The 20,918-nt window shown below is 38.0% G+C and carries 17 protein-coding genes and 1 tRNA gene; 7 read left to right on the top strand and 11 right to left on the bottom strand.

The features are described 5' to 3' along the window. A partial coding sequence (locus WBM60_RS07085; RefSeq protein ID WP_424282907.1) for a hypothetical protein occupies positions 1 to 215 on the bottom strand: 215 nt, incomplete at its 3' end. A gap of 1,089 nt (positions 216 to 1,304) precedes the next feature. Here WBM60_RS07085 and WBM60_RS07080 point away from each other — a divergent pair. The 4 genes from WBM60_RS07080 (at position 1,305) to WBM60_RS07065 (ending at position 3,547) form a co-directional block, all read left to right on the top strand. Beyond that, a complete protein-coding gene (locus WBM60_RS07080) occupies positions 1,305 to 1,478 on the top strand; it encodes a hypothetical protein (RefSeq protein ID WP_424258859.1) in 174 nt (57 codons plus the stop codon). Positions 1,479 to 1,721: 243 nt separating this feature from the next. Then, positions 1,722 to 1,865, top strand: a complete 144-nt coding sequence (locus WBM60_RS07075) for a hypothetical protein (RefSeq protein ID WP_424258861.1) — start codon at positions 1,722 to 1,724, stop codon at positions 1,863 to 1,865. 205 nt (positions 1,866 to 2,070) lie between these two features. Further along, on the top strand, positions 2,071 to 2,445 hold the full coding sequence (locus WBM60_RS07070) for a hypothetical protein (protein ID WP_424258862.1): 375 nt from the start codon (positions 2,071 to 2,073) through the stop codon (positions 2,443 to 2,445). Between the two features lie 604 nt (positions 2,446 to 3,049). Continuing rightward, positions 3,050 to 3,547 (top strand): Dps family protein, encoded by a 498-nt coding sequence (locus tag WBM60_RS07065; protein ID WP_424282906.1) that lies wholly within the window; start codon positions 3,050 to 3,052, stop codon positions 3,545 to 3,547. A 218-nt stretch (positions 3,548 to 3,765) separates the two neighbouring features. Here WBM60_RS07065 and WBM60_RS07060 read toward each other — a convergent pair whose 3' ends face one another. From WBM60_RS07060 to WBM60_RS07025, 8 genes are all read right to left on the bottom strand, one after another. Continuing rightward, positions 3,766 to 4,881: an ATP-binding protein gene (locus WBM60_RS07060; protein WP_424261912.1), complete on the bottom strand. Its 1,116-nt coding sequence runs from the start codon at positions 4,879 to 4,881 to the stop codon at positions 3,766 to 3,768. Between the two features lie 505 nt (positions 4,882 to 5,386). Beyond that, positions 5,387 to 5,461 (bottom strand) — tRNA-Val (locus tag WBM60_RS07055). Between the two features lie 59 nt (positions 5,462 to 5,520). Then, positions 5,521 to 6,732, bottom strand: coding sequence for a bifunctional folylpolyglutamate synthase/dihydrofolate synthase (locus WBM60_RS07050; protein WP_424262596.1), 1,212 nt, complete (start codon positions 6,730 to 6,732; stop codon positions 5,521 to 5,523). A 3-nt stretch (positions 6,733 to 6,735) separates the two neighbouring features. Continuing rightward, complete coding sequence (locus WBM60_RS07045; RefSeq protein ID WP_424262594.1) at positions 6,736 to 7,635, bottom strand: energy transducer TonB; 900 nt, start codon at positions 7,633 to 7,635, stop codon at positions 6,736 to 6,738. After that, complete coding sequence (locus tag WBM60_RS07040; RefSeq protein WP_299160151.1) at positions 7,635 to 8,021, bottom strand: ExbD/TolR family protein; 387 nt, start codon at positions 8,019 to 8,021, stop codon at positions 7,635 to 7,637. Before WBM60_RS07040 ends, WBM60_RS07045 begins: the two co-directional genes overlap by 1 nt. Positions 8,022 to 8,030: 9 nt before the next feature. Next, a complete protein-coding gene (locus tag WBM60_RS07035) occupies positions 8,031 to 8,723 on the bottom strand; it encodes a MotA/TolQ/ExbB proton channel family protein (RefSeq protein ID WP_424262592.1) in 693 nt (230 codons plus the stop codon). A gap of 49 nt (positions 8,724 to 8,772) precedes the next feature. Next, positions 8,773 to 10,137, bottom strand: coding sequence for a sodium:proton antiporter NhaD (gene nhaD, locus WBM60_RS07030; RefSeq protein ID WP_424262590.1), 1,365 nt, complete (start codon positions 10,135 to 10,137; stop codon positions 8,773 to 8,775). Between the two features lie 11 nt (positions 10,138 to 10,148). After that, positions 10,149 to 11,381: a Glu/Leu/Phe/Val dehydrogenase dimerization domain-containing protein gene (locus tag WBM60_RS07025; protein WP_424262588.1), complete on the bottom strand. Its 1,233-nt coding sequence runs from the start codon at positions 11,379 to 11,381 to the stop codon at positions 10,149 to 10,151. 279 nt (positions 11,382 to 11,660) lie between these two features. Here WBM60_RS07025 and WBM60_RS07020 point away from each other — a divergent pair, with 279 nt between their 5' ends. The 3 genes from WBM60_RS07020 (at position 11,661) to WBM60_RS07010 (ending at position 19,109) form a co-directional block, all read left to right on the top strand. Then, positions 11,661 to 12,803: an acyl-CoA dehydrogenase gene (locus WBM60_RS07020; protein WP_424276719.1), complete on the top strand. Its 1,143-nt coding sequence runs from the start codon at positions 11,661 to 11,663 to the stop codon at positions 12,801 to 12,803. A 329-nt stretch (positions 12,804 to 13,132) separates the two neighbouring features. Next, a complete protein-coding gene (gene gltB, locus WBM60_RS07015; RefSeq protein WP_424282908.1) occupies positions 13,133 to 17,635 on the top strand; it encodes a glutamate synthase large subunit in 4,503 nt (1,500 codons plus the stop codon). A 7-nt stretch (positions 17,636 to 17,642) separates the two neighbouring features. Beyond that, on the top strand, positions 17,643 to 19,109 hold the full coding sequence (locus WBM60_RS07010) for a glutamate synthase subunit beta (RefSeq protein ID WP_424261544.1): 1,467 nt from the start codon (positions 17,643 to 17,645) through the stop codon (positions 19,107 to 19,109). A gap of 59 nt (positions 19,110 to 19,168) precedes the next feature. On the opposite strand, the gene WBM60_RS07005 is transcribed toward WBM60_RS07010, so the two are convergent. Both WBM60_RS07005 and WBM60_RS07000 read right to left on the bottom strand, forming a co-directional pair. Continuing rightward, a complete protein-coding gene (locus WBM60_RS07005) occupies positions 19,169 to 20,044 on the bottom strand; it encodes an ROK family protein (protein WP_424261546.1) in 876 nt (291 codons plus the stop codon). A 1-nt stretch (position 20,045) separates the two neighbouring features. Continuing rightward, on the bottom strand, positions 20,046 to 20,918 hold an 873-nt coding region (locus WBM60_RS07000; RefSeq protein ID WP_424282905.1), incomplete at its 5' end, for an MFS transporter.

The raw sequence follows: 20,918 nt of genomic DNA, 5'->3' as shown, positions 1-20,918 counted from the left end.
GATGTATCATTCATACTCTCTTCAAGGGATATCCAGGTATAATCACCTCCACTCACTTCAAGCCATTGACTTATTAGCACACTCTTGCCATACCCGGCAGGTGCTGAGACCAATAGAAAAGGCAAATAAGCTTTTTTTTCCAATTCTTCCAAAAGATGTGGCCTTGGAAAGAGATCCGGAGTGAGGATTGGCCGCTTTAGTTTAGTGAGAAACATTATAATATGTAACTGTTAATATCCAATTATTAAACCCTATTATTAATAACTTGTTCAATCAAAATGGGTGGTAAGGTTTGTACGATTTAATTTACATAAAACCTACTATTACAAAGATCAAGAAACGGATTTTGACCGAAAAATACAAATTTAAATGTTAAGTTAAAGTTATATTTTGTTATATTTATCAAGTTAAACATCAAACATAAGTATAATTTTGTTTACAGATGCTTATTTCATCGCCTTTGCCAGATCAGGGTATATAAATATAGCTCCTATCCAAAATTCAACAAAGAAAAGGTTTAATTTGAGGTAAATGCAAGAACATTATGTTAAAGTTATTTGTTTATAAATTAAACATAAGTGTAATCTTATCTACGGATAATTATTTAATTGGATTTTTCCAAATCAGTTTGAATAATTTATTTTGAGTTTTAGACGTGTCCTGCAAAGTAGATAAACTAATACCCAAACCAACAAATACAAGCGCATTATTGAGATTTTCCAAATCAACGTTAACCCCCATCAATATATGGCTTAAGAGTATAAAATAGTCCTGTTATCATAGCAGGATACTGAAGATAACTCATGAGATGAAAAATTTGTTTTATTTTTCTCATTTTGATTGGTACATTTTCAATATTTATAATGCACATATAATACTTATAAAACCATAAACTTTTTTGTTAAATGTAGTTCTGGCTATGAATATTAATGCCAACTTGTTTTATGCGAAACAATATCATCAAACATCCCTAAAACTTTTCGGATAAGTTTACCTTTTTGGGTTCTTTATTAAAGAATCCTAATCACATTTAATTGAAATCGTAAAAGAGCTTTTATAATCCCCCTATATTTGGTAGTACATTCATAGAAATTAAAAATGCAATTTAACAAACGATTTAATAAAAGAGTTCCATCTGTTTATCATCTGACTGCCTGATAGAACAGTGGTTCCAACATTTTTAATCAATCCTCTTTCCCCATATGACACATATACTTAAAAACTAAAATCTGGAGATACATATTGACACCCCTTTTGAAAATTATAAATTTCCCCGATTTGACTGGACCGGAAAAATTGTGGAGATGAAATTTAAGGATATTCAAGTGTCAGGTGTGGAAAGAACGGATGGTCACAATGAGAATTATTTTGGAAAAGGGTTTTATAATGAATTTGGAATTGACAAGGCATTAGGCTTTGACGAAACGGATATAGGCGGTTGGTTTCACAAAATAGGCGTAGGCTTATTAAATGTGTGAAAATTGTATGCCTCTTTAGTTTTCATTCTTTTTTTGGTTTCTTTCCAATCAAATTTTTATTTTCCCTCCGAATGCCGGATTACCTCATCCTATTCGGTGAGCCATTGCGAAACCACTCCTGCAGTGGGTAGATAGATGGTCTTTATAATAACAGATATCCAGTATTAACAAAAATTTAGACTTCAAAATTTGATATTCTCCCACTCAACCATTAACCTATAAAGGAACATTAAAATAAATAATATGGGAAATATAAGAGATAAAAGAAAATTTAAAAGAAAAGTAGAACAAACCAATCCTACCAATCCTACAGGGAATATCAACATTGATACCAATACGTTCGATATAGATAAGGAAACCATTAAAGAACAACAAAACAAAAGGTAATTGTCTAATTTTCTTCATTAATTCAAAAGGCAATACCAGGAAGTGTATAGCTTTCTTTAGTACTATCAAACGAAACTTATTTCCGGAAGATTATCAAAGTAATTACCTGATAAACAGTATCCTTCCGCTTGAAAGGGATTCATAAATATTTTGTAAAATCTCAATTTTAATTTGGATACTGTGCAGATTCTGTTATATTAAAAGTATGATAAGAAAACAAAAATTAGAAAACAGAGCAATTTTAGAAAAATCAGTTAATCACCTTCAAGCTCAGGGTTTTGAAGATATCAAAGCCGATATGCCAGGTTACGAAACTCCAAAGACTTTTTTAAAGAAAGGTGCCGGATCTAATATGATACCAGACATATCAGCCATTAAGAACGGTAAAAAACACTACTTCGATATAAGTCTTAAATTAGACAAACCCGGCATTTTAAAGTCAAAATGGTTATTGCTGGATACCTATAGTCGTCTGAATGCATCCGTTTTTAAAATTATTACTACCAGAGGGCATTTTAAGTTTACAGACCAATTATTGGAGGATATTAATCTTACAAATAAAGAACCTGTAAAGATTTAAGCCCTACTAAATACATACCTTGCTGTTTAGAGCTTATAATGTTGCGCATACAGTTATAGTTTGGGTCTGAGTTTTGCCCTGAGAAGCGTTATCTAGCTTAATGTAACTTTCCACTTATTTATTCGGGCTGTATTCGGTGCACCCTACACGGAATAGGAGTTCAAAACGTAGATGACCGCCATGAAAATACGTCTTTTGGTGGAGCGCGTATACCCCGTAAATGAAGTATATTTTAAATGCAACTGATTCTCAGAACAATTACTTTATAAAAATTTTTAACCTGAATTCTGAAATAGCCCAGTGACAATACAGCTAATAATTTAAAGACTTGTTAGCAAAGGTTAAATGATGTTAAAAACTTGATTTTCTGCACTATATATATTAGATTATAAATATGAATAAAACGAAACCTTTCTTAAAACAGATCATTTTCTAAGTCAAGAAATTGGCTTTACTTCTTCTCTCCGAGGGATTCAACCCTCTTAAATATTTCAAACATTATAAATGCTTTAAACTTCTAAGAAACGATTGCCATATCGGCTTCAGGAGATTTAAAGTCATAATTAAAAATTCATCAAGTATTAATTCAAAAACAAATAAAAAAATGGAAAACATAAAAACACCAAAAAGTAAAGAATTTAAAAAATTAGGTTTTACCTATTTAGAGACAGCAGAAATAGTCATTAACCTCAATACATTGTTGGCTAATTATCATGTCTTCTACAATAAGCTGAGAAACTTTCACTGGAATATAGAAGGCCCTGAATTTTTTGAGCTGCATGAAGAATTTGAAAAAGAATACAACACGGTACAAAAGAATATTGATATTGTTGCCGAACGAATAAGAGTCTTTGGAATTAAACCCAATTTTACATTGAAAAAGACCCTGGAATTCTCTGAAATAAAGGAAACAGAGCAAAATCTCTCCGCCATTGAAATGGTAAGGGAAGTACTCCGGGATTTCGAAATTCTGCATGACAATATGATGTCTGCCATAGGCTCATCTCTTGATACTGGCGACATTGCCACAGAACAAATTCTGACAGACTTTCTGAGAGCATTGGAAAAAAGAAATTGGATGTTCACTTCTTTCCTCAAATAGAAATTTGACTTTCTACGTGAAAATAAAAACCCACGCTGGTCGGCGTGGGTTTTCTGAATGATGTGGGCCCTACTGGATTACCTCATCCTATTCGGTGAGCCATTGGGAGACCGCTTCTGCAACTAGAAAATCATAAGGCGCATACGTGCCTTATTTAGAAGAGTTCGATAATTCTGTATTGAATAAGGCTATTGAACTTTTTGTATAAGAGAAAAAATCTACATAACAAACTCTCGAAAGTTATCCCTATGAATAATTTTGATTTCAGTATCATAGGTTTCCATAAAAGATTTGGGAAATTTTGATTTGGCTTTTGGGTTCCATTTAAATTCATAACCCCTTATATTACCGGATACCTCTTCTACATAATCAATTTCTTGTTGTTGTTTTGTTCTCCAAAAATAACCGTTGGCTAAAGATCCTTCATAGGTTAGTTTTTTGATGCGTTCACTTAATAAAAAACTTTCCCAGAGTCCTCCGGTATCATTGCGACTATCAAGAGCATTAAAATTCCCAATTATGGCATTTCGCACCCCTGTATCATAGAAATAAATCTTTTGATTGGTCTTTATTTCATTCCTCAAATTTCTACTAAAACTGGTCAACCTGAAAATCACATATCCTTTTTCAAGAATATCAATATAATTGCCTACCGTGTTTTTATCCACTCCTACTAACTGGGCAAGTTCATTGTAACTAACTTCGCTCCCTATCTGCAAGGCCAGTGCTCTCAGTAACTTTTCTAATACTTGAGGCTTTCGAATACCACTGAACGCTAGAATATCCTTATATAAATAACTATTCGTGAGTTCCTTTAGTACCTCAACCTCATCCCCCAAATTATTGATAACATCGGGGTACATACCATATAATATTCTCAATTCAAGTTGCTGTTCGGACTTTATATATCCTATATGGTTTTCCAGTTCTTGCCAAGAAATAGGATAAAGTTTATAGTCCCATTTCCTTCCGGTCAAAGGTTCACTTGTTTGGTTATTGAGTTCAAAAGCAGACGAACCACTAACCAATAATTGAACATGCTTGAATTGATCAGCAATTATCTTAAGGGTTAATCCAATATTTTCAATTCTTTGGGCCTCGTCTATAAAGATGGTAGTATAATTACCAATAATACTTTTAAGCTGCTCGGTATTGGGGTTGGTCAATAAGTTCCTTACGGTTGAGTCATCACCATCCAAAAACAAATGCTCTCTATTTTCTAGAATTGAATTCATGAGAGTTGTTTTACCCACTTGTCGTGGACCAATTAGGAATATTGCTTTGCCCTTATTTAATCTATGAAGTATTTTCTGCCCTAATAACCGCTCTATCATGGCTTACTAGTGTTTTAATTCACCAAAAGTAAGGTTTTTTGGTGAATATACTCACCAAATTAATAAATAAGTATTAATAAATAACTATTGGAATACCACTACTGTAGTCCTGCCTGCCTCGCCTTCATGTAGCCATTTTGGCGGACGAAGGCCGTAGGTATGGTAGAAAATCATAAGGCGCATACGCGCCGCATCTGTTTTTTATTCCTTATAAACTTGTCTTTTGTAGTTTGTTCCCTGGAATTTGATGGATTACAGCTGCGCTGTGATCCAGATCATTACCACTCCTGCAAATAGATAACTTGCAGGCTTTTAAAGCCTGCTTTTTTTTATTCCTCAATTCTACTGGATTGCATATCCCTTGGAAAACCACTCCTGCAAATAGATAACTTGCAGGCTTTTAAAGCCTGCTTTTTTTTATTCCCTAACAAAAGCTCAAGCGAGTTTGGCTTTATGTCGGGAATAAAAAAACCTGCGCCGTTTGGCGCAGGTTATCTGCTTGATGTGGGCCCTACTGGATTCGAACCAGTGACCCCCTGCTTGTAAGGCAGGTGCTCTGAACCAACTGAGCTAAGAGCCCCTAAGGGGATGCAAATATAGTATAGTTTTTTGTTACCCAAAACAAAAAATAAGAAAAAATCACAGGACCTCAGCAACCGTAAATGTACTGCCCCCTATATAGATGAAATCATCTTTATCTGCCTTGCTTAGTGCGGCTTTATAAGCGTTTGGTATAGAATCATAAATACGGCCTTCTAATCTAAATTCCGCAGCTTTTTTCTTTAAGATTTCCGCATCTAACCCCCTTGGAATATCAGGTCTGGTAAAATAATAAATGGCATCTTTGGGAAACAGGGGTAATAGTACATCAAGATTCTTCTCTTTTACAAAACCGAGAACTATATGTAAGGTTTTAAATTTTTGCAGCTTAACTTGTTCCAGCACCAACGTGAGGCCTTCACTATTGTGGGCCGTATCACACACAACTTTTGGGTTTTCCTGAAGTACCTGCCACCTCCCCAGCAGCCCGGTATTCTCCACCACTTTCATAAGGCCCCTTTTAATATGTTCCTCACTTATATTAAACCCTTTAAGCCGATTAATAGTGGCCAGCACCCCTTTCATATTCTTGTTTTGATAGTTACCCAATAGTGAAGTGCTATACTCCTTGAGATGCTCCCTGTCCGCATAGACCAAAACCGAATTTCTTTCTTTGGCAATTTCTTCAAAAACAGGGGCAATCTCCTCCTGACATTCACTAATCACCACAGGAACGCCCGGTTTTATAATTCCGGCCTTTTCCCTGCCTATCTTTTCGAGTGTATTTCCAAGTATATCTGTATGATCTAAACCAATATTTGTAATCAATGAGACTTCCGGGGTTATTATATTAGTAGAATCCAGCCGCCCGCCTAAGCCTACTTCTATGACCGCTATTGATACCTTCTCCTTTGAAAAATAATCTAATGCCATCCCCACACTCATTTCAAAAAAAGAAAGTTTATTCTTTTCCAGAAAGGCCTTATTCTCTCCAATAAATTCTATGACACTCTTTTGACTAATAGGTTTTCCATTAATCTTAATACGCTCCCTGAAGTCTTTCATATGAGGAGAGGTATACAACCCAACCCTATACCCTGCTTCTTGCAAGATAGATGCCAGCATATGGCTGCTGGAGCCCTTGCCATTTGTCCCCGCTACATGAATACTCTTAAAATTTAGATGTGGGTTCTTTAGGTGGGCAGCCAAAGAGAGGCTATTGTCTAATTTGCCATTATAGGCTTTTGGTCCCTTTTGCTGATACATTGGAAGTTGAGCGAACATCCAATCCAGGGTCTCCTTGTAGGTCATTTATTATTCCCCCAATTTAAAATTGACCACGACAAACCCTATCTGTTGGCTTGGTGCTTTGGAATCCAGGTTCCATTTGTGCAGCAATGCCGTTTTTTGCGCTGGTTCCAATAAGCAAGGATGACTATTGGTAGTACCCTTTACTCCCGGAGTAGCGCTTACCACCTTACCGTTTCTATCTACTGTAATTTTAACAACTACTCTCCCTTCTTCATTACATTCCTGTTGAACCTTTCCCTTACTCACTAAGGAACGTCCATTAAGTCCATATCCGCCTGTCCCGCTTCCCGAACCGGGGCTGCCATAATAGCTTGTGCCATATGGATCTCCATCGGGTTGTCCTTTATCTCCAGCTCTGTTATCATCACCCTCGCTACCCTGAACCTCGCCATCAGATTCATTAAGGCCGCCCATAAGTTCATCCAGCTTTTTCTTTTTGGCTTCTTTTTCCTGTTGCGCTTTTTCCTCCGCTGCCTTTTGTTCCCTGGCCAATTGTTCAGCTTTGGCCTGGGCTTTCCTTGCCGCTTCTTCGGCCTCGCGCTTGGCAGCCGCCTGTTGTTTAATTTTTATAGATTCTTCGTCTTCCTGTGTAAGTAATTTCTCCGTAGCTTTTTCCGTAACATCCTCCTCGGCTACTTCTTCCGGTTGAGCTGCAGGCTTTTCTTCTACTACTTCCTCCTCTAACTCTTTCACGGGTTCCGCAGGCTGAGACTTTATTTTCTTAACGGGTTGCTTTTCTCCCATACCAAATTCCATCGTCCCAAAATTTACGGTGATTCCGTTCTCAATGGGCGGATCCATATAAGTAAGACCAATATAAAAAAGTAAAAGGAGGAGCACGCTTAACAAAATGGTTGTAAGCGTAAATGATTTTTTCTTGTGTCTCGTGTCTAAAAACGACATTAATTGGGCCGCACAGCCAGGATCACTTTATAACTATTCCTGTTGGCAATATCCATCACGTTAACCGCTTCTTTAATGGCAACGCTTTCTTCTGCCCTTAGAATAATAGTGGGCTTTTCCTGACCCTCAAGTGCTTTTTTTAGTTCAATTTCTATATATTCTCCGTTTATTCTCTCACTGTTAACAAAATATTCCAGATTTTTATTAATCGTGACGGAAACATTTTGAGTATTCGTAGATTTCCCCTTAGCCTTAGGTAAAAGGAGATCCAACGCATTAGGTGAATTAGCTGTTAACATAAAGAAAATCAGCAGCAGGAATACAATGTCCGTCATTGAGGACATGCTAAATTCCGGACTGATCTTATTTCTTCCTTTAAATTTCATAAGACTGTCTTAAACAGGTTCGTTGAGTAAATCGAGAAATTCCACCGCATTTGCCTCCATTTTATGCACTACTTTATCCGTACGATTTACAATATGGTTGTAGCCCATGTAAGCCACAATACCTACAATCAGACCTGCAACTGTGGTAGTCATCGCAGTATATATCCCTGATGCCAAAGCACCCATTTCTGCCTGACCCCCACTGCTGGCCATTTGATGGAATGCCAAAATCATACCAATAACGGTTCCTAAAAACCCAATCATGGGTCCTGCACCTGCAATGGTAGCAAGGACATTTACATTTTTCTCCAGTTTGTAAACCTCCAGGGTTCCCGCATTCTCAATGGCTGTATTGATATCATCCAGGGGCTTGCCAATTCTGGATATTCCTTTTTCTGTTAACCTCGCCACGGGTGAATCTGTTTGGGCACATAATATTTTGGCCGCTTCCAGTTTACCGCTCATAACATGATCGCGTATTTGATTCATGAAATTCTTATCTATTTGTGAGGCCGCTTTTATGGCTAGTAAACGTTCAAAATAAATATATAATCCAACCGCCAGCATCACAAATAAAACTGAAATAATTATAATACTCCCGGCTCCCCCATTAAAGATGAGATCAATTACCGAAAGCGTTTTTTCTTCTGAAACAAGTTCCCCAACTTGTGTTTCATCAACAAGATCCTGTAACAATACCATATTTTTCCCTATTAAAAGTTGCCCTTATAACGGTTTAATATCGATTAAATTATGCGTTTAACACTAAATTTCGCATTAGTACAAATGCGACCGCGCCCCCAATAAAACCAAGGAACGCCAGCCATGCTATTTTTTTGAAATACCAGAAAAAATCAATTTTTTCCATACCCATGGCTACAACACCCGCTGCAGATCCTATAATTAACATACTGCCGCCTGTTCCTGCAGAATAGGCAATAAAATGCCAGACAGAATCATCTAATGGTATTGAAAACATCCCCATACTGGCAGCAACCAAAGGTACGTTGTCTATAACGGCGGAACCAATACCCAGTATCAGTATTACTAAATCGGAAACAGTTCCGTCCACTGCTTCAGTTCCAAGAAAGGGCATAGTAGAATCTAGTGCACCTGCAAAATGAAATAGCATCCCCAAAGATTCCAGAGCGGCTACCGCCAGAAGTATCCCCAGGAAAAAAAGTATACTTGGAAGTTCTATTTTTGACAAGGAAGAATGCACAGCACTATGGTGAGCTCCTTCCTGACTCTCGGCTCCATCCACACTGGAAATACTGAACTTTGCGCTCGTATATATTTCTGCAAACGCAGCTACAACAGCCAGAGAAAGCATCATCCCCACATAAGGTGGTAAATGGGTAATGGTCTTAAAAAATGGAACAAATACGATAGAACCTAACCCTAGATATAACATCGTAGCTCCAAAAGGGGATTTTGCTTTTTCTTCTTCAAATTCCGCATCAATATTTCCTTTAAATACCTTGTACCTCAAAGCAAATAGAACGGGTACAACCATACAAACTATTGACGGCACCAGCACATGTTCAATAAGTTGTAGCGCAGACACTTTATTGCCAATCCATAACATTGTTGTCGTAACATCCCCAATAGGAGACCATGCCCCTCCGGCATTGGCAGCAATTATTATCATACCGGCAAACCAAAGTCTTACCTCACGTTCTTTGATAACTTTTTGCAATATAGTTACCAGAACGATGGTAGCTGTTAGGTTGTCTATAATTGCAGAAAGTACAAAGGCTAAAATAGAAAAAAGCCACAATAATTTTGATTTTTTCCTGGTCCGTATATAGCCCTTTATAGTGGCAAATCCATCAAAATAATCTATAATCTCCACAATGGTCATTGCCCCTAAAAGGAAAACAAGGATTTCGGCAGTTTTACCTAAATGGTGCAACAGCATTTCATCTATGTGGGAGGGCTCCAACTCCTTTAAGTCGGTATTAACCTCAAAAACAGGCATATGAGCCAATGCAATAACGGCCCATAAGATTGCCATCATGGCCAAAGCGGGAATAAGTTTGTCTATTTTCAGATTATGCTCAAGGGTAATAGCCAAATAGCCTGCTAAGAATACAATAATAATAATGGTCTCCATACTGGTTGGTTTTAGATTAATTGTTTAAGGGCAATTTCAAATGCCGTCTTACTCATGTTCTTTTTTGTTACATTTTCCTTAAAGATATTCAAAATTGCTTTTCGAATAGTATCTGAAGTATCATTAAAAATTAATTCATCATCCATGCCCACTCTTCGCTCCATGAAATAGGCAAATAATCTGGCCATTCCACAGTTTGAAACAAAGTCCGGGATAAGACTTACCCTTTCATCCGTATACTCCATAATTGAACCAAAAAATATTTCAGGATCTGCAAACGGCACATTTGCACCACATGAAATAACCTCAAGGCCTGTATCTATCATTTGAGCGATTTGCTCCTGGGTTATCAATCTGGAAGCCGCACATGGTGCAAAAATTTCTGTCGGTAAACTCCAGATACGTTCATTCATTTCATCAAAAGGAATCATTTTATCTGCATCTGCAATTAATGTATTTCCTTTTTTATGTAAAAAGAAAGTCTTTATTTCTTCGAATGAAAAACCATCTTCATTAATAACCCCTCCTACACGATCAATTATTCCTACAATCTTAGCCCCCATTTGGGCCAAATAAAACGCTGCCGCAGATCCAACATTCCCAAATCCCTGTACAATAGCCCGCTTACCTATCACGGTGCCTCCAAAGATATCATAGTAGTGCCTAATTGCTTCTGCTACACCAAAACCTGTTATCATATCGGCAACGGTGTATTTTTTGCTAACATCAGGGGAATAGGTGTTACTTTCCAAAACCTTGATAACTCCGAGTCTTAGCTGTCCTATCCTATTTATTTTATCGGCTTCTGTAGGCTTGAAATGACCATTAAATACACCTTCCTGGGGATGCCATACGCCAACATCCTCTGTAATTGGTATCACCTCATGAATTTCATCTACATTTAAATCCCCGCCTGTTCCATAGTAACTTTTAAGCAGGGGGGCAACCGCTGCATACCATCTTTCTAAAACGCCCCTTTTTCTGGGATCATGAGGGTTGAAATTTATTCCCGACTTCGCTCCTCCAATTGGCGGACCAGATACCGTGAACTTAACTTCCATGGTTTTTGCCAGGGATAGCACTTCGTTCATATCCAATCCCTCGCGCATTCTGGTGCCTCCACCTGCTGCACCACCTCTGAGAGAATTTATAACTGTCCAACCTTCAGCTTCAGTTTCCGAATCCTTCCAGTTAAAGACTATCTCTGGCGGTTTGTTTTCATATATTTTTAATAGCTTTTTCATTTGTATTTTAACTAATTAGTTGACCTGAATTAAAAATGTGTACTAGTAGTAATTCAAATGAAGCTAGTGTTGTCTCATAATACTATGAAATTTTAGGTAAAAAGCAGACCTCAGACAAATATAAAAATATTGTGCTACTTTAAAAGCTTTTTAGATCATACTTGGTCGCAAAAGATATCTCTTTTGTAAAGACTTTCACTTTTATAAATAAGCCTGTGTATCCATACATATTTTCCATCAGTCTTGTATCTTTGTAATGTTTTCAACAAACTTACAGCAATGAATTTCACACTAACCGAAGAACAAGAAATGATTAGGCAGGCGGCCAGAGATTTTGCCCATACCGAATTATTACCGGGTGTAATTGAACGTGATGAAACACAGCAATTCCCATCCGAGCAAGTGAAAAAAATGGGGGAACTTGGTTTTATGGGGATGATGGTAGATCCGGAATATGGCGGTAGTGGTTTAGATACATTGTCTTACGTTTTAACCATGGAGGAACTTTCCAAAGTTGACGCATCCTCCTCGGTTATTGTATCTGTAAATAATTCCCTGGTATGTTGGGGTTTAGAGACATTTGGTTCCGAAGAGCAAAAAGAAAAATACCTAAAAAAGTTAGCCTCAGGTGAAATTATTGGTGCTTTCTGCCTTTCAGAACCGGAAGCAGGTAGTGATGCTACATCTCAAAAAACCACAGCAATTGATAAAGGGGACCATTATGTCCTGAACGGGACAAAAAATTGGATTACAAATGGAAGTTCAGCATCCGTTTACCTGGTAATTGCTCAAACCCATATTGAAAAAGGATACAAGGGGATTAATGCCCTGATAGTTGAAAAAGGAATGCCGGGATTTGAAATAGGGCCTAAAGAGAATAAATTAGGAATACGAGGGAGTGATACCCATTCTTTAATATTCAACGATGTAAAAATACCCAAGGAAAATAGAATTGGCGGGGATGGTTTTGGTTTTAAATTTGCCATGAAAACCCTTGCCGGTGGAAGAATTGGTATTGCTGCACAGGCTTTGGGAATTGCGGCCGGAGCCTATGAACTTGCCAAAAACTATTCAAAAGAACGCAGAGCATTTGGCACGGAGATATCCAACCATCAGGCTATTGCCTTTAAACTGGCAGATATGCATACGCAAATTCAAGCCGCCAGATATTTGGTGTACAAAGCGGCCTGGGACAAAGATCAGGATAATGATTACGATATTTCTGGTGCAATGGCTAAGCTTTATGCCTCACAAGTTGCTATGGAAACTACTGTGGAGGCTGTGCAAATATTTGGAGGAAACGGATTTGTTAAAGAATACCATGTTGAGCGCATGATGAGAGATGCCAAAATCACCCAAATATACGAGGGGACATCAGAGATTCAAAAAATAGTAATCTCCAGAAGTATTCTTAAAAAATAGTATTATTTATTAGTACCCTACTCATGAACCCCGATATTTTTAGGGGTATCCTTTGAATTTTAAAAATTATACTCCTTTTTTATTCCTAAAGATAGGGTTGGTCCAAGAATAATTACTCACCCGAGGTGAGTCACCCCTTAGCTACGTAATCTCAAGACCTGCTTACCTCCACTTTTATTATAATCTCAATTTATAAGGCATAAATATTTCAAATTAAATATTTTTTAACGTTTTATTGTAAACGTTAAATATTTTGCACACTATCTTATTAAATGATGTATATATTTCGTTAAAAATGATATTTTTGAATAAATACCGCAATAAAGATGATGAAAAGACAAGGCCTGTATCTACCTGAATTTGAACATGATAACTGTGGAGCTGGATTTATTTGCAGCCTAAAGGGAAAAAAGTCGAATGATATCATTCACAAGGCGCTCGAAATTCTGGATAAATTGGAGCACAGGGGCGCTGTCAGTGCCGATGGCAAGACAGGAGATGGTGCCGGTATCCTGATTGATATTCCACATCAGTTCTTCCTGGATGAATGTGATTTCACAATTCCTAAAGCAGGTGATTATGCTGTGGGTAATGTTTTCTTTCCAAAAAAAGAAAATCAAAGAGACTATTGCGTCTCTGTCTTCGAAGAAAATATAAAAAAGCAGGGATTACAATTATTAGGATGGCGAAATGTTCCTGTTAACAAGGCTATTCCCGGAAGAATCGCTGTTGAAACAGAGCCTTTTGTTAAGCAAATCTTTGTTGGTAAAGAAAATAAGGATCAAAAGGATTTTGATTTTAACCTTAAACTGTATATCGCTCGTAAAGTAACGGAACATACCCTTATTAACTCAAAATTATCGGAAAGTAAATTTTTCTATGTTCCCAGTCTTTCAACAAAAATAATAATCTTCAAAGGGCTGTTAATGCCTAATGATATTAAGCTCTACTTTAAAGATTTAATGGATACGAGGGTGGTTACAAGATTAGCCCTGGTTCATCAACGTTTTTCCACCAATACTTTTCCCACCTGGGATCTGGCCCAACCCTTCAGGTATATGTGTCATAACGGGGAGATCAACACGCTAAGAGGTAATGTTATGCGCATGCGATCCAGGGAAAGCCTATTAAAAAGCAATCTTTTTGGAGAAGAAATAAAAAATATCCTCCCTATAATATTACCCGGAAAATCTGACTCTGCTTCTATGGATATGGTAGTAGAATTGTTGCTAATGACAGGGCGGTCTCTTCCTGAAGTAATGATGATGCTTGTTCCCGAAGCCTGGGAAAAGAACCAGGAAATGTCAGAAGCTAAGCGCGGCTTTTATGAATACAATTCCTGTGTGATGGAACCCTGGGATGGCCCTGCATCTATCCCCTTCACAGATGGTAGTTACATAGGTGCTGTTTTAGACAGAAATGGCCTCAGACCATCACGTTACTCGGTTACAAAAGATGGTTATGTAATTATGTCTTCTGAAACAGGGGTGGTAGAAATAGCACCTGAGAATATTGAATATCACGGCCGCCTTGAACCGGGAAAAATGTTTCTGGTTGATATGGAAGCCGGAAGAATTATAAACGATGAAGAGATCAAAGAAAAAATAGCAAAGAAGCATCCTTATAATAAGTGGTTGGACGCCAATTTGGTTCACCTGAAAAATATCCCCTATAACGATTGCCCCCTTTTTCTAAATGAAGCTTCTCTGGAGAAAAGAAAAGCAGTATTTGGCTATACCCTGGAGGACATAAATACAATTATTCTTCCTATGGGGCAGCATGCAAAAGAACCCATAGGTTCAATGGGGTCAGACACCCCTATCGCAGTATTATCTGAGCGGCCTCAGCTTTTGTATAATTATTTTAAACAGCTTTTCGCACAAGTAACTAATCCACCATTAGATGGTATTCGCGAAGAATTAATAACAGATATTTCGCTTACATTGGGAAGTGATTATAATATTTTTGACATTACTGAATTGAGTTGTCGAAAGTTAAAAATCCAAAATCCTGTTATTTCCAAAGAAGATCTTGATAAAATTAAAAACTACGATGCCAGCCCTGACTATAAAGTCGTTTCCATTTCTATTCTCTATAATATTGCCAGGGGACATAATGGTTTGGAGGAAGCTCTTGAAAACATACTAGGAGAAGCAGAGAAAGCGATAGATAAAGGAACAAACATTATTATTTTATCTGACAGAAACTCCAACAAAGACAAAGCCCCTATTCCTGCATTACTTGCCTGTTCTTATGTAAACAGCGGACTTCAGCGATTGGGGAAACGTTCCAAATTAAGCATCATTATAGAATCTGCAGAGCCGAGGGAAGTCCATCATTTTGCACTGTTGTTCGGGTTTGGAGCAAGTGCAATTAATCCCTATCTCGTAAATGAGATAATTGCAGAACAAATTGAAGAACATGATATTACGGAATACTCTTTTGATGAGGCCATTAAAAACTACAATAAGGCCATTGGCAAGGGTATTTTAAAAGTTATGAATAAAATTGGTATCTCTACTCTAAATTCATACCGGGGTTCTCAACTCTTTGAATGTATTGGGATTAACACCAAAGTTGTGGATAAATATTTTCCGAATACACCAACACGTATTCAGGGTATTGGATTGTATGAAATAGAAAAAGAGGTATCCAAAAGACATAAAAAGGCCTATCAGGATCAGCATATTGCTGCTAATTTAGATCTTGAAATAGGAGGTGAATACCGTTGGAGGCGCGATGGGGAAAAACATATGTTCAATCCTTTATCTATTGCCAAACTTCAGAAGTCTGTTCGAAATAACGAGCCAGACACCTATAAAGAATTTGCCAAAATGGTAAATGAACAATCAAAATATTTAATGACCATTCGCGGTTTGTTCGAATTTTCAAATTATGACCCTATTCCTATTGAAGAAGTAGAACCCTGGACGGATATAGTTAAAAGATTTAAGACTGGTGCTATGTCCTATGGTTCCATTAGTAAAGAGGCGCATGAAAATCTGGCAATTGCCATGAACAGGATTGGGGGTAAAAGCAATTCAGGGGAAGGCGGAGAAGATGCCGATAGATTCTATAAAAACCAAACAGGAGATTGGCGCAACAGCGCAATTAAACAAGTTGCTTCCGGAAGGTTTGGTGTTACTTCAGATTATCTTACAAATGCTCAGGAGATACAGATTAAAATGGCTCAGGGTGCCAAACCGGGAGAAGGAGGCCAGCTACCTGGTCCAAAGGTAAACCCGGCAATCGCTAAAACACGAAATTCAACCCCATATGTAGGTCTTATTTCACCTCCACCACATCATGATATCTATTCCATTGAGGATTTATCGCAATTAATTTATGATCTTAAATCTGCAAATCGCAAGGCCAGGATCAACGTAAAACTAGTCTCGGAAGTTGGTGTAGGAACAGTTGCTGCCGGAGTTGCTAAAGCCAAAGCCGATGTAATTCTTATTTCCGGATTTGACGGTGGAACCGGGGCGTCGCCATTGACTTCACTCAAACATGCCGGCCTTCCCTGGGAATTGGGAATTGCAGAAGCACAGCAGACTCTGGTACTGAATGATCTGAGAAACAGAATAGTTCTGGAATGTGATGGACAATTAAAAACCGGAAGAGATGTAGCAATTGCCTGTCTTTTAGGAGCAGAGGAATTTGGATTTGCAACAGCTCCTCTGGTGGCTTCCGGATGCATTATGATGCGTGTTTGCCATTTAAATACCTGCCCGGTGGGCATTGCAACGCAAAATCCTGAGCTGAGAAAGAAGTTTAAAGGCAAGCCGGAACATGTAGTCAATTACATGTATTTTGTAGCAGAGGAATTACGGGAAATAATGGCTCAGTTAGGTTTTCGTACCGTTAAGGAAATGGTAGGCCAGGTACAAAAACTAGATAGAAATGCGGCAATTGATCATTATAAGGCAGCAGGAATAGACCTGACGCCTATTCTTCATCAGATAGATGTTCCTAAGAACACGAAACTTTACAATACCCAAAAACAACATCATCATATTAATGAATCTATAGAGTTCGGGATTATAGAGAAAGCACATCCCGCACTGTTTAGAAAGGAAAAAATATCTTTAGATTTTCCAATTCACAATACAGACAGGGCAGTAGGTGCAATTATCAGCAATGAAATATCCAAAATATATGGTGCTGAAGGACTTCCTGAAAACACCTTGAAACTGAATTTTACAGGTTCTGCAGGGCAAAGTTTTGGGGCTTTTGCTACCAAAGGCCTTACTATGGTGGTCAATGGGAATACAAATGACTATTTAGGGAAGGGACTATCAGGCGCTAAGTTGATCATAAAAGTGCCGGATAAATCAACTTTACAACCGGAAAATAATATCATAACCGGAAATGTAACGCTTTATGGTGCTACTTCAGGTGAAGCATATATAAACGGTAAAGCCGGTGAACGTTTTTGCGTAAGAAATTCCGGGGGGCATGCAGTCGTAGAAGGAATTGGAGATCATGGATGCGAATACATGACAGGTGGCGTAGCTGTAATACTCGGGGAAGTTGGCAGAAACTTTGGAGCAGGTATGAGTGGGGGTATCGCCTACATTTTTGATGAGAAAAAGACTTTTGAGAAAAGGTGTAATATGGAGGCATTGAACCTGCTGGCGGTTGAAGAAGATAATGACATAAAGGAACTTAGGGAATTTATTGAAAATCATTACAACGCGACTTTAAGTCCGCTCGCTCAGAGAATCCTTGAGAATTGGGAAGATAACCTTCCTAAATTCATTAAAATATTTCCTGAAGAATACAAGCAGGCACTAATTCGTCTGGAAAGAGAAAAATTAGAAACAATATAATCGATAGATGGGAAAGATAACAGGATTTTTGGAATTCGATAGAAAAGTGGAGAAATATGCTCCGGTAGATGAACGCATTCAGAACTATAAAGAGTTTACGCTTCCATTGAAGGAAAAAGAACTCAAAAATCAGGGTGCCAGATGTATGGATTGCGGTATTCCGTTTTGCCATAGTGGTTGTCCACTGGGTAATTTAATTCCGGATTTTAATGATGCTGTATATAAAGGCAAGTGGGAAAAGGCCGCAGAAATTTTACATGCGACCAATAATTTTCCTGAGTTTACCGGAAGATTGTGCCCGGCTCCTTGCGAGGAAGCCTGTGTACTAGGAATCAATGAAGATCCGGTGTCTATTGAAAATATTGAAAAGAATATTGTTGAGACCGCTTTCCAAAAAGGATGGGTCGTAGCTGATCCGCCCGAATTTAGAACGGGTAAAAAGGTTGCTGTTGTAGGTTCGGGGCCTGCTGGTTTGGCTGCTGCGCAGCAACTCAATAGGGCAGGTCATTCTGTTACCGTATTTGAACGGGATGAAAAACCTGGTGGGCTGTTAAGGTATGGGATCCCTGATTTTAAAATGGAGAAGCATGTTATAGACCGAAGGCTCGAAATTTTGAAAGAGGAAGGTATTGAATTTCAATGTGGTGTTCATATAGGAATTGATATTAAGGCTGAAGAACTACACAAAGATTATGATGCTGTTGTATTGTGTGGGGGAGCCACTGTTCGAAGAAATTTACCTATTAAAGGCGCAGATTTAAAAGGAGTTGTACAGGCGATGGATTTTTTAGGGCAAAATAACCGAAGAGTTGATGGATTAAAATACCCTGGTGAAGATATTAAAGCCACAGATAAAAATGTTATAGTTATTGGCGGAGGCGACACAGGTTCTGATTGTATAGGCACCTCTTTCAGACAGGGAGCAACTTCCGTATCCAATTTTGAAATCTTAGGCAAAGCTACTTCCGAAAGACCCGAAGACCAACCTTGGCCTTTCTGGCCTATGAGATTGCGTACGAGTTCATCGCACAAGGAGGGTGCAGAACGATTTTTTAGTATTTCTACCAAGGAATTTATCGGAGATAAAAATGGAAATTTAAAAGGCCTGATTACTGTAAATGTAGCGTGGGAGAAAGTACCCGGGCAGCGACCTGTTTTAAAAGAAATTGAAGGCACAGAAAAGGAATGGCCCTGTGAACTGGCATTACTGGCTATGGGCTTTACCGGTTCTGAAATGACTATTGCCGAGCAACTTGGCCTGGAGGCTGATCCGAGAACTAATATAAAAGCATCAGTAAAGGATTATAAGACCAATGTTCCTGGAGTATTTGTTGCCGGAGACCAGCGCAGGGGGCAATCTTTAATTGTCTGGGCTATCTCTGAAGGACGACAGGCTGCTTATCATGTAGACACCTATCTAATGGGAAGTTCCTACTTACCGCTTAAAGGAGAAGGCGATTTACCAAGAATTTAATAAAACTTCATGTTTTATTGAGTTACTCTTTTATGCTAACTGCGGGGAAAGGGTATCTACTAGCTGTTATTTCCAATACGGTCATAGTAAAGTGAAGCAGCTCCCAATAGGGCAATGTTTGAAGTTTTGGAGTACAAAATTTCAAAATTCTCCAGTACTTTTTTATAGGCAAAATCATCAATACTACGGCTCAAACTAGGTTCAAAAAAATCCATAGAATTTACTATAGAACCCCCAACAATAATTACCTGAGGATCTACGGCATACAGGATGGTTTTAACAGCATTTCCCAAATGTTCCCCAAATTTTTTAAAGGCTTCTATAGCCATACTGTTTCCTTCCCTGGCAAGAATCATTAATTCCTCCCCATTTGAATTATAAAAGTTTTTGAAAAACTTGCCACTGCAATAATCTTCCAGAATACCATCCTTGTAAGGAATCATACCAAATTCCCCTGACCCGCAATTAGCATCACCCATCAGGTGTCTGTTTGTAATAATCCCAGACCCCATTCCTGTGCCTAAAGTAAGTCCAACCAGATGCTTATAAGCTTTACCAATACCAAATTTAAATTCTCCGTAGGCAAAACAATTGGCATCATTATCTATAAAGACAGGTATTCCAAACTCTTTTATTAAAATATCCGCCAAAGGAACCTCCTTCCAGGAAGGAATATTTTGAACCTCATGAATAATACCTTTTTCCCTGTCTACTATACTAGGGACCCCTATTCCTATTCCTTCAACTTTGTGTTTACCAAGTTGTTCTTTTATTAAGTCAATAATAACATTAATAACATCCCATTCGCTAGCTGTACCCTGAGGTATTTTTAGTGATTTATTACTGAGTATTCTATTTCCTTCTACCAATCCTACGTTGACCTTGGTTCCTCCAAGATCTACACCAATAAGTTTTAAAGGTTTGGAATCAGTCATTTCAATTCTTGCTTTTTTTGAAGTTTATTGTTTTATTTTTTATAATAGGTTTTGCCCAGACACTAATACTGAAAACAAATAACAAAGCAACAAAATTAAGTAACATCCCGGTTCTTAATGAAGTTAGGTCGCTTAAAAAACCAATAAGCAATTGTACTACAGCGCCACCCATAATTCCTGTCATTAATATACCGGCAAAGGAGCCGTGGTGTTCGCTAACAGAATTTAATGCAAGTGATAAAATTATTGGATACATCACCGATAAAAAAATACCACATATTTGAAAAGCATATAAAGAGGTATTGGCACTTCCATAGAGCGCTATTGCCAGAGATACTATCGCCAGGCTGCTAAACAACCTTAATACTAACTTGCTATCCATAATTTTAAGCAAAACCAATCCTATGATTCCCCCTATGGTCATAAATCCCCAAAAGTTACCCACAGCAGCTGCTCCGGTGGTTTCATAATCAAAACCATGGTAGATCTGGAGAAATTTTGACATCCAGTAGGAAATTCCCTGTTCTACGCCCACATAAGCAAATATTCCAAGGAAATATAAAATAACGATTTTACTCTGGAATAAACTGTAATAAGTAGCTCTGGATCCAACTTTCTCTTCATCTATTAGATCTACTTTAGGAAAAGCAATTGAGATGATTATAAATATCATGATTAAACTCGCTGCCGCAAATAGCCAATACATGGAAACCCAGGACATTTCAGCCGGAACTATTTGCGCTAGTACATTTATAAACCAATTACCCGCTTTCCCAGTTTCGGCCAAACTTGTAACCAACCATGAATATACCTGAGGACTAACAAATGATGCTGCCCCAAAGATCAGCTGGGCCAGTACCGAAGTAAAGGCATA

It is taken from the genome of Eudoraea sp., assembly GCF_049669105.1.
GTDB lineage: Bacteria > Bacteroidota > Bacteroidia > Flavobacteriales > Flavobacteriaceae > Eudoraea.
This window is presented reverse-complemented; position numbering and strand designations above follow the sequence as displayed.

Coding starts and splice junctions, on each gene's coding strand:
- WBM60_RS07065 (WP_424282906.1), top strand. CDS start 3,050: ATGGAAAACATAAAAACACCAAAAAGTAAAGAATTTAAAAAATTAGGT.
- WBM60_RS07045 (WP_424262594.1), bottom strand. CDS start 7,635: ATGTCGTTTTTAGACACGAGACACAAGAAAAAATCATTTACGCTTACA.
- nhaD (WP_424262590.1), bottom strand. CDS start 10,137: ATGGAGACCATTATTATTATTGTATTCTTAGCAGGCTATTTGGCTATT.
- WBM60_RS07020 (WP_424276719.1), top strand. CDS start 11,661: ATGAATTTCACACTAACCGAAGAACAAGAAATGATTAGGCAGGCGGCC.
- WBM60_RS07005 (WP_424261546.1), bottom strand. CDS start 20,044: ATGACTGATTCCAAACCTTTAAAACTTATTGGTGTAGATCTTGGAGGA.
- WBM60_RS07070 (WP_424258862.1), top strand. CDS start 2,071: ATGATAAGAAAACAAAAATTAGAAAACAGAGCAATTTTAGAAAAATCA.
- WBM60_RS07075 (WP_424258861.1), top strand. CDS start 1,722: ATGGGAAATATAAGAGATAAAAGAAAATTTAAAAGAAAAGTAGAACAA.
- WBM60_RS07050 (WP_424262596.1), bottom strand. CDS start 6,732: ATGACCTACAAGGAGACCCTGGATTGGATGTTCGCTCAACTTCCAATG.
- WBM60_RS07010 (WP_424261544.1), top strand. CDS start 17,643: ATGGGAAAGATAACAGGATTTTTGGAATTCGATAGAAAAGTGGAGAAA.
- WBM60_RS07035 (WP_424262592.1), bottom strand. CDS start 8,723: ATGGTATTGTTACAGGATCTTGTTGATGAAACACAAGTTGGGGAACTT.
- WBM60_RS07025 (WP_424262588.1), bottom strand. CDS start 11,381: ATGAAAAAGCTATTAAAAATATATGAAAACAAACCGCCAGAGATAGTC.
- gltB (WP_424282908.1), top strand. CDS start 13,133: ATGAAAAGACAAGGCCTGTATCTACCTGAATTTGAACATGATAACTGT.
- WBM60_RS07040 (WP_299160151.1), bottom strand. CDS start 8,021: ATGAAATTTAAAGGAAGAAATAAGATCAGTCCGGAATTTAGCATGTCC.
- WBM60_RS07060 (WP_424261912.1), bottom strand. CDS start 4,881: ATGATAGAGCGGTTATTAGGGCAGAAAATACTTCATAGATTAAATAAG.
- WBM60_RS07080 (WP_424258859.1), top strand. CDS start 1,305: ATGAAATTTAAGGATATTCAAGTGTCAGGTGTGGAAAGAACGGATGGT.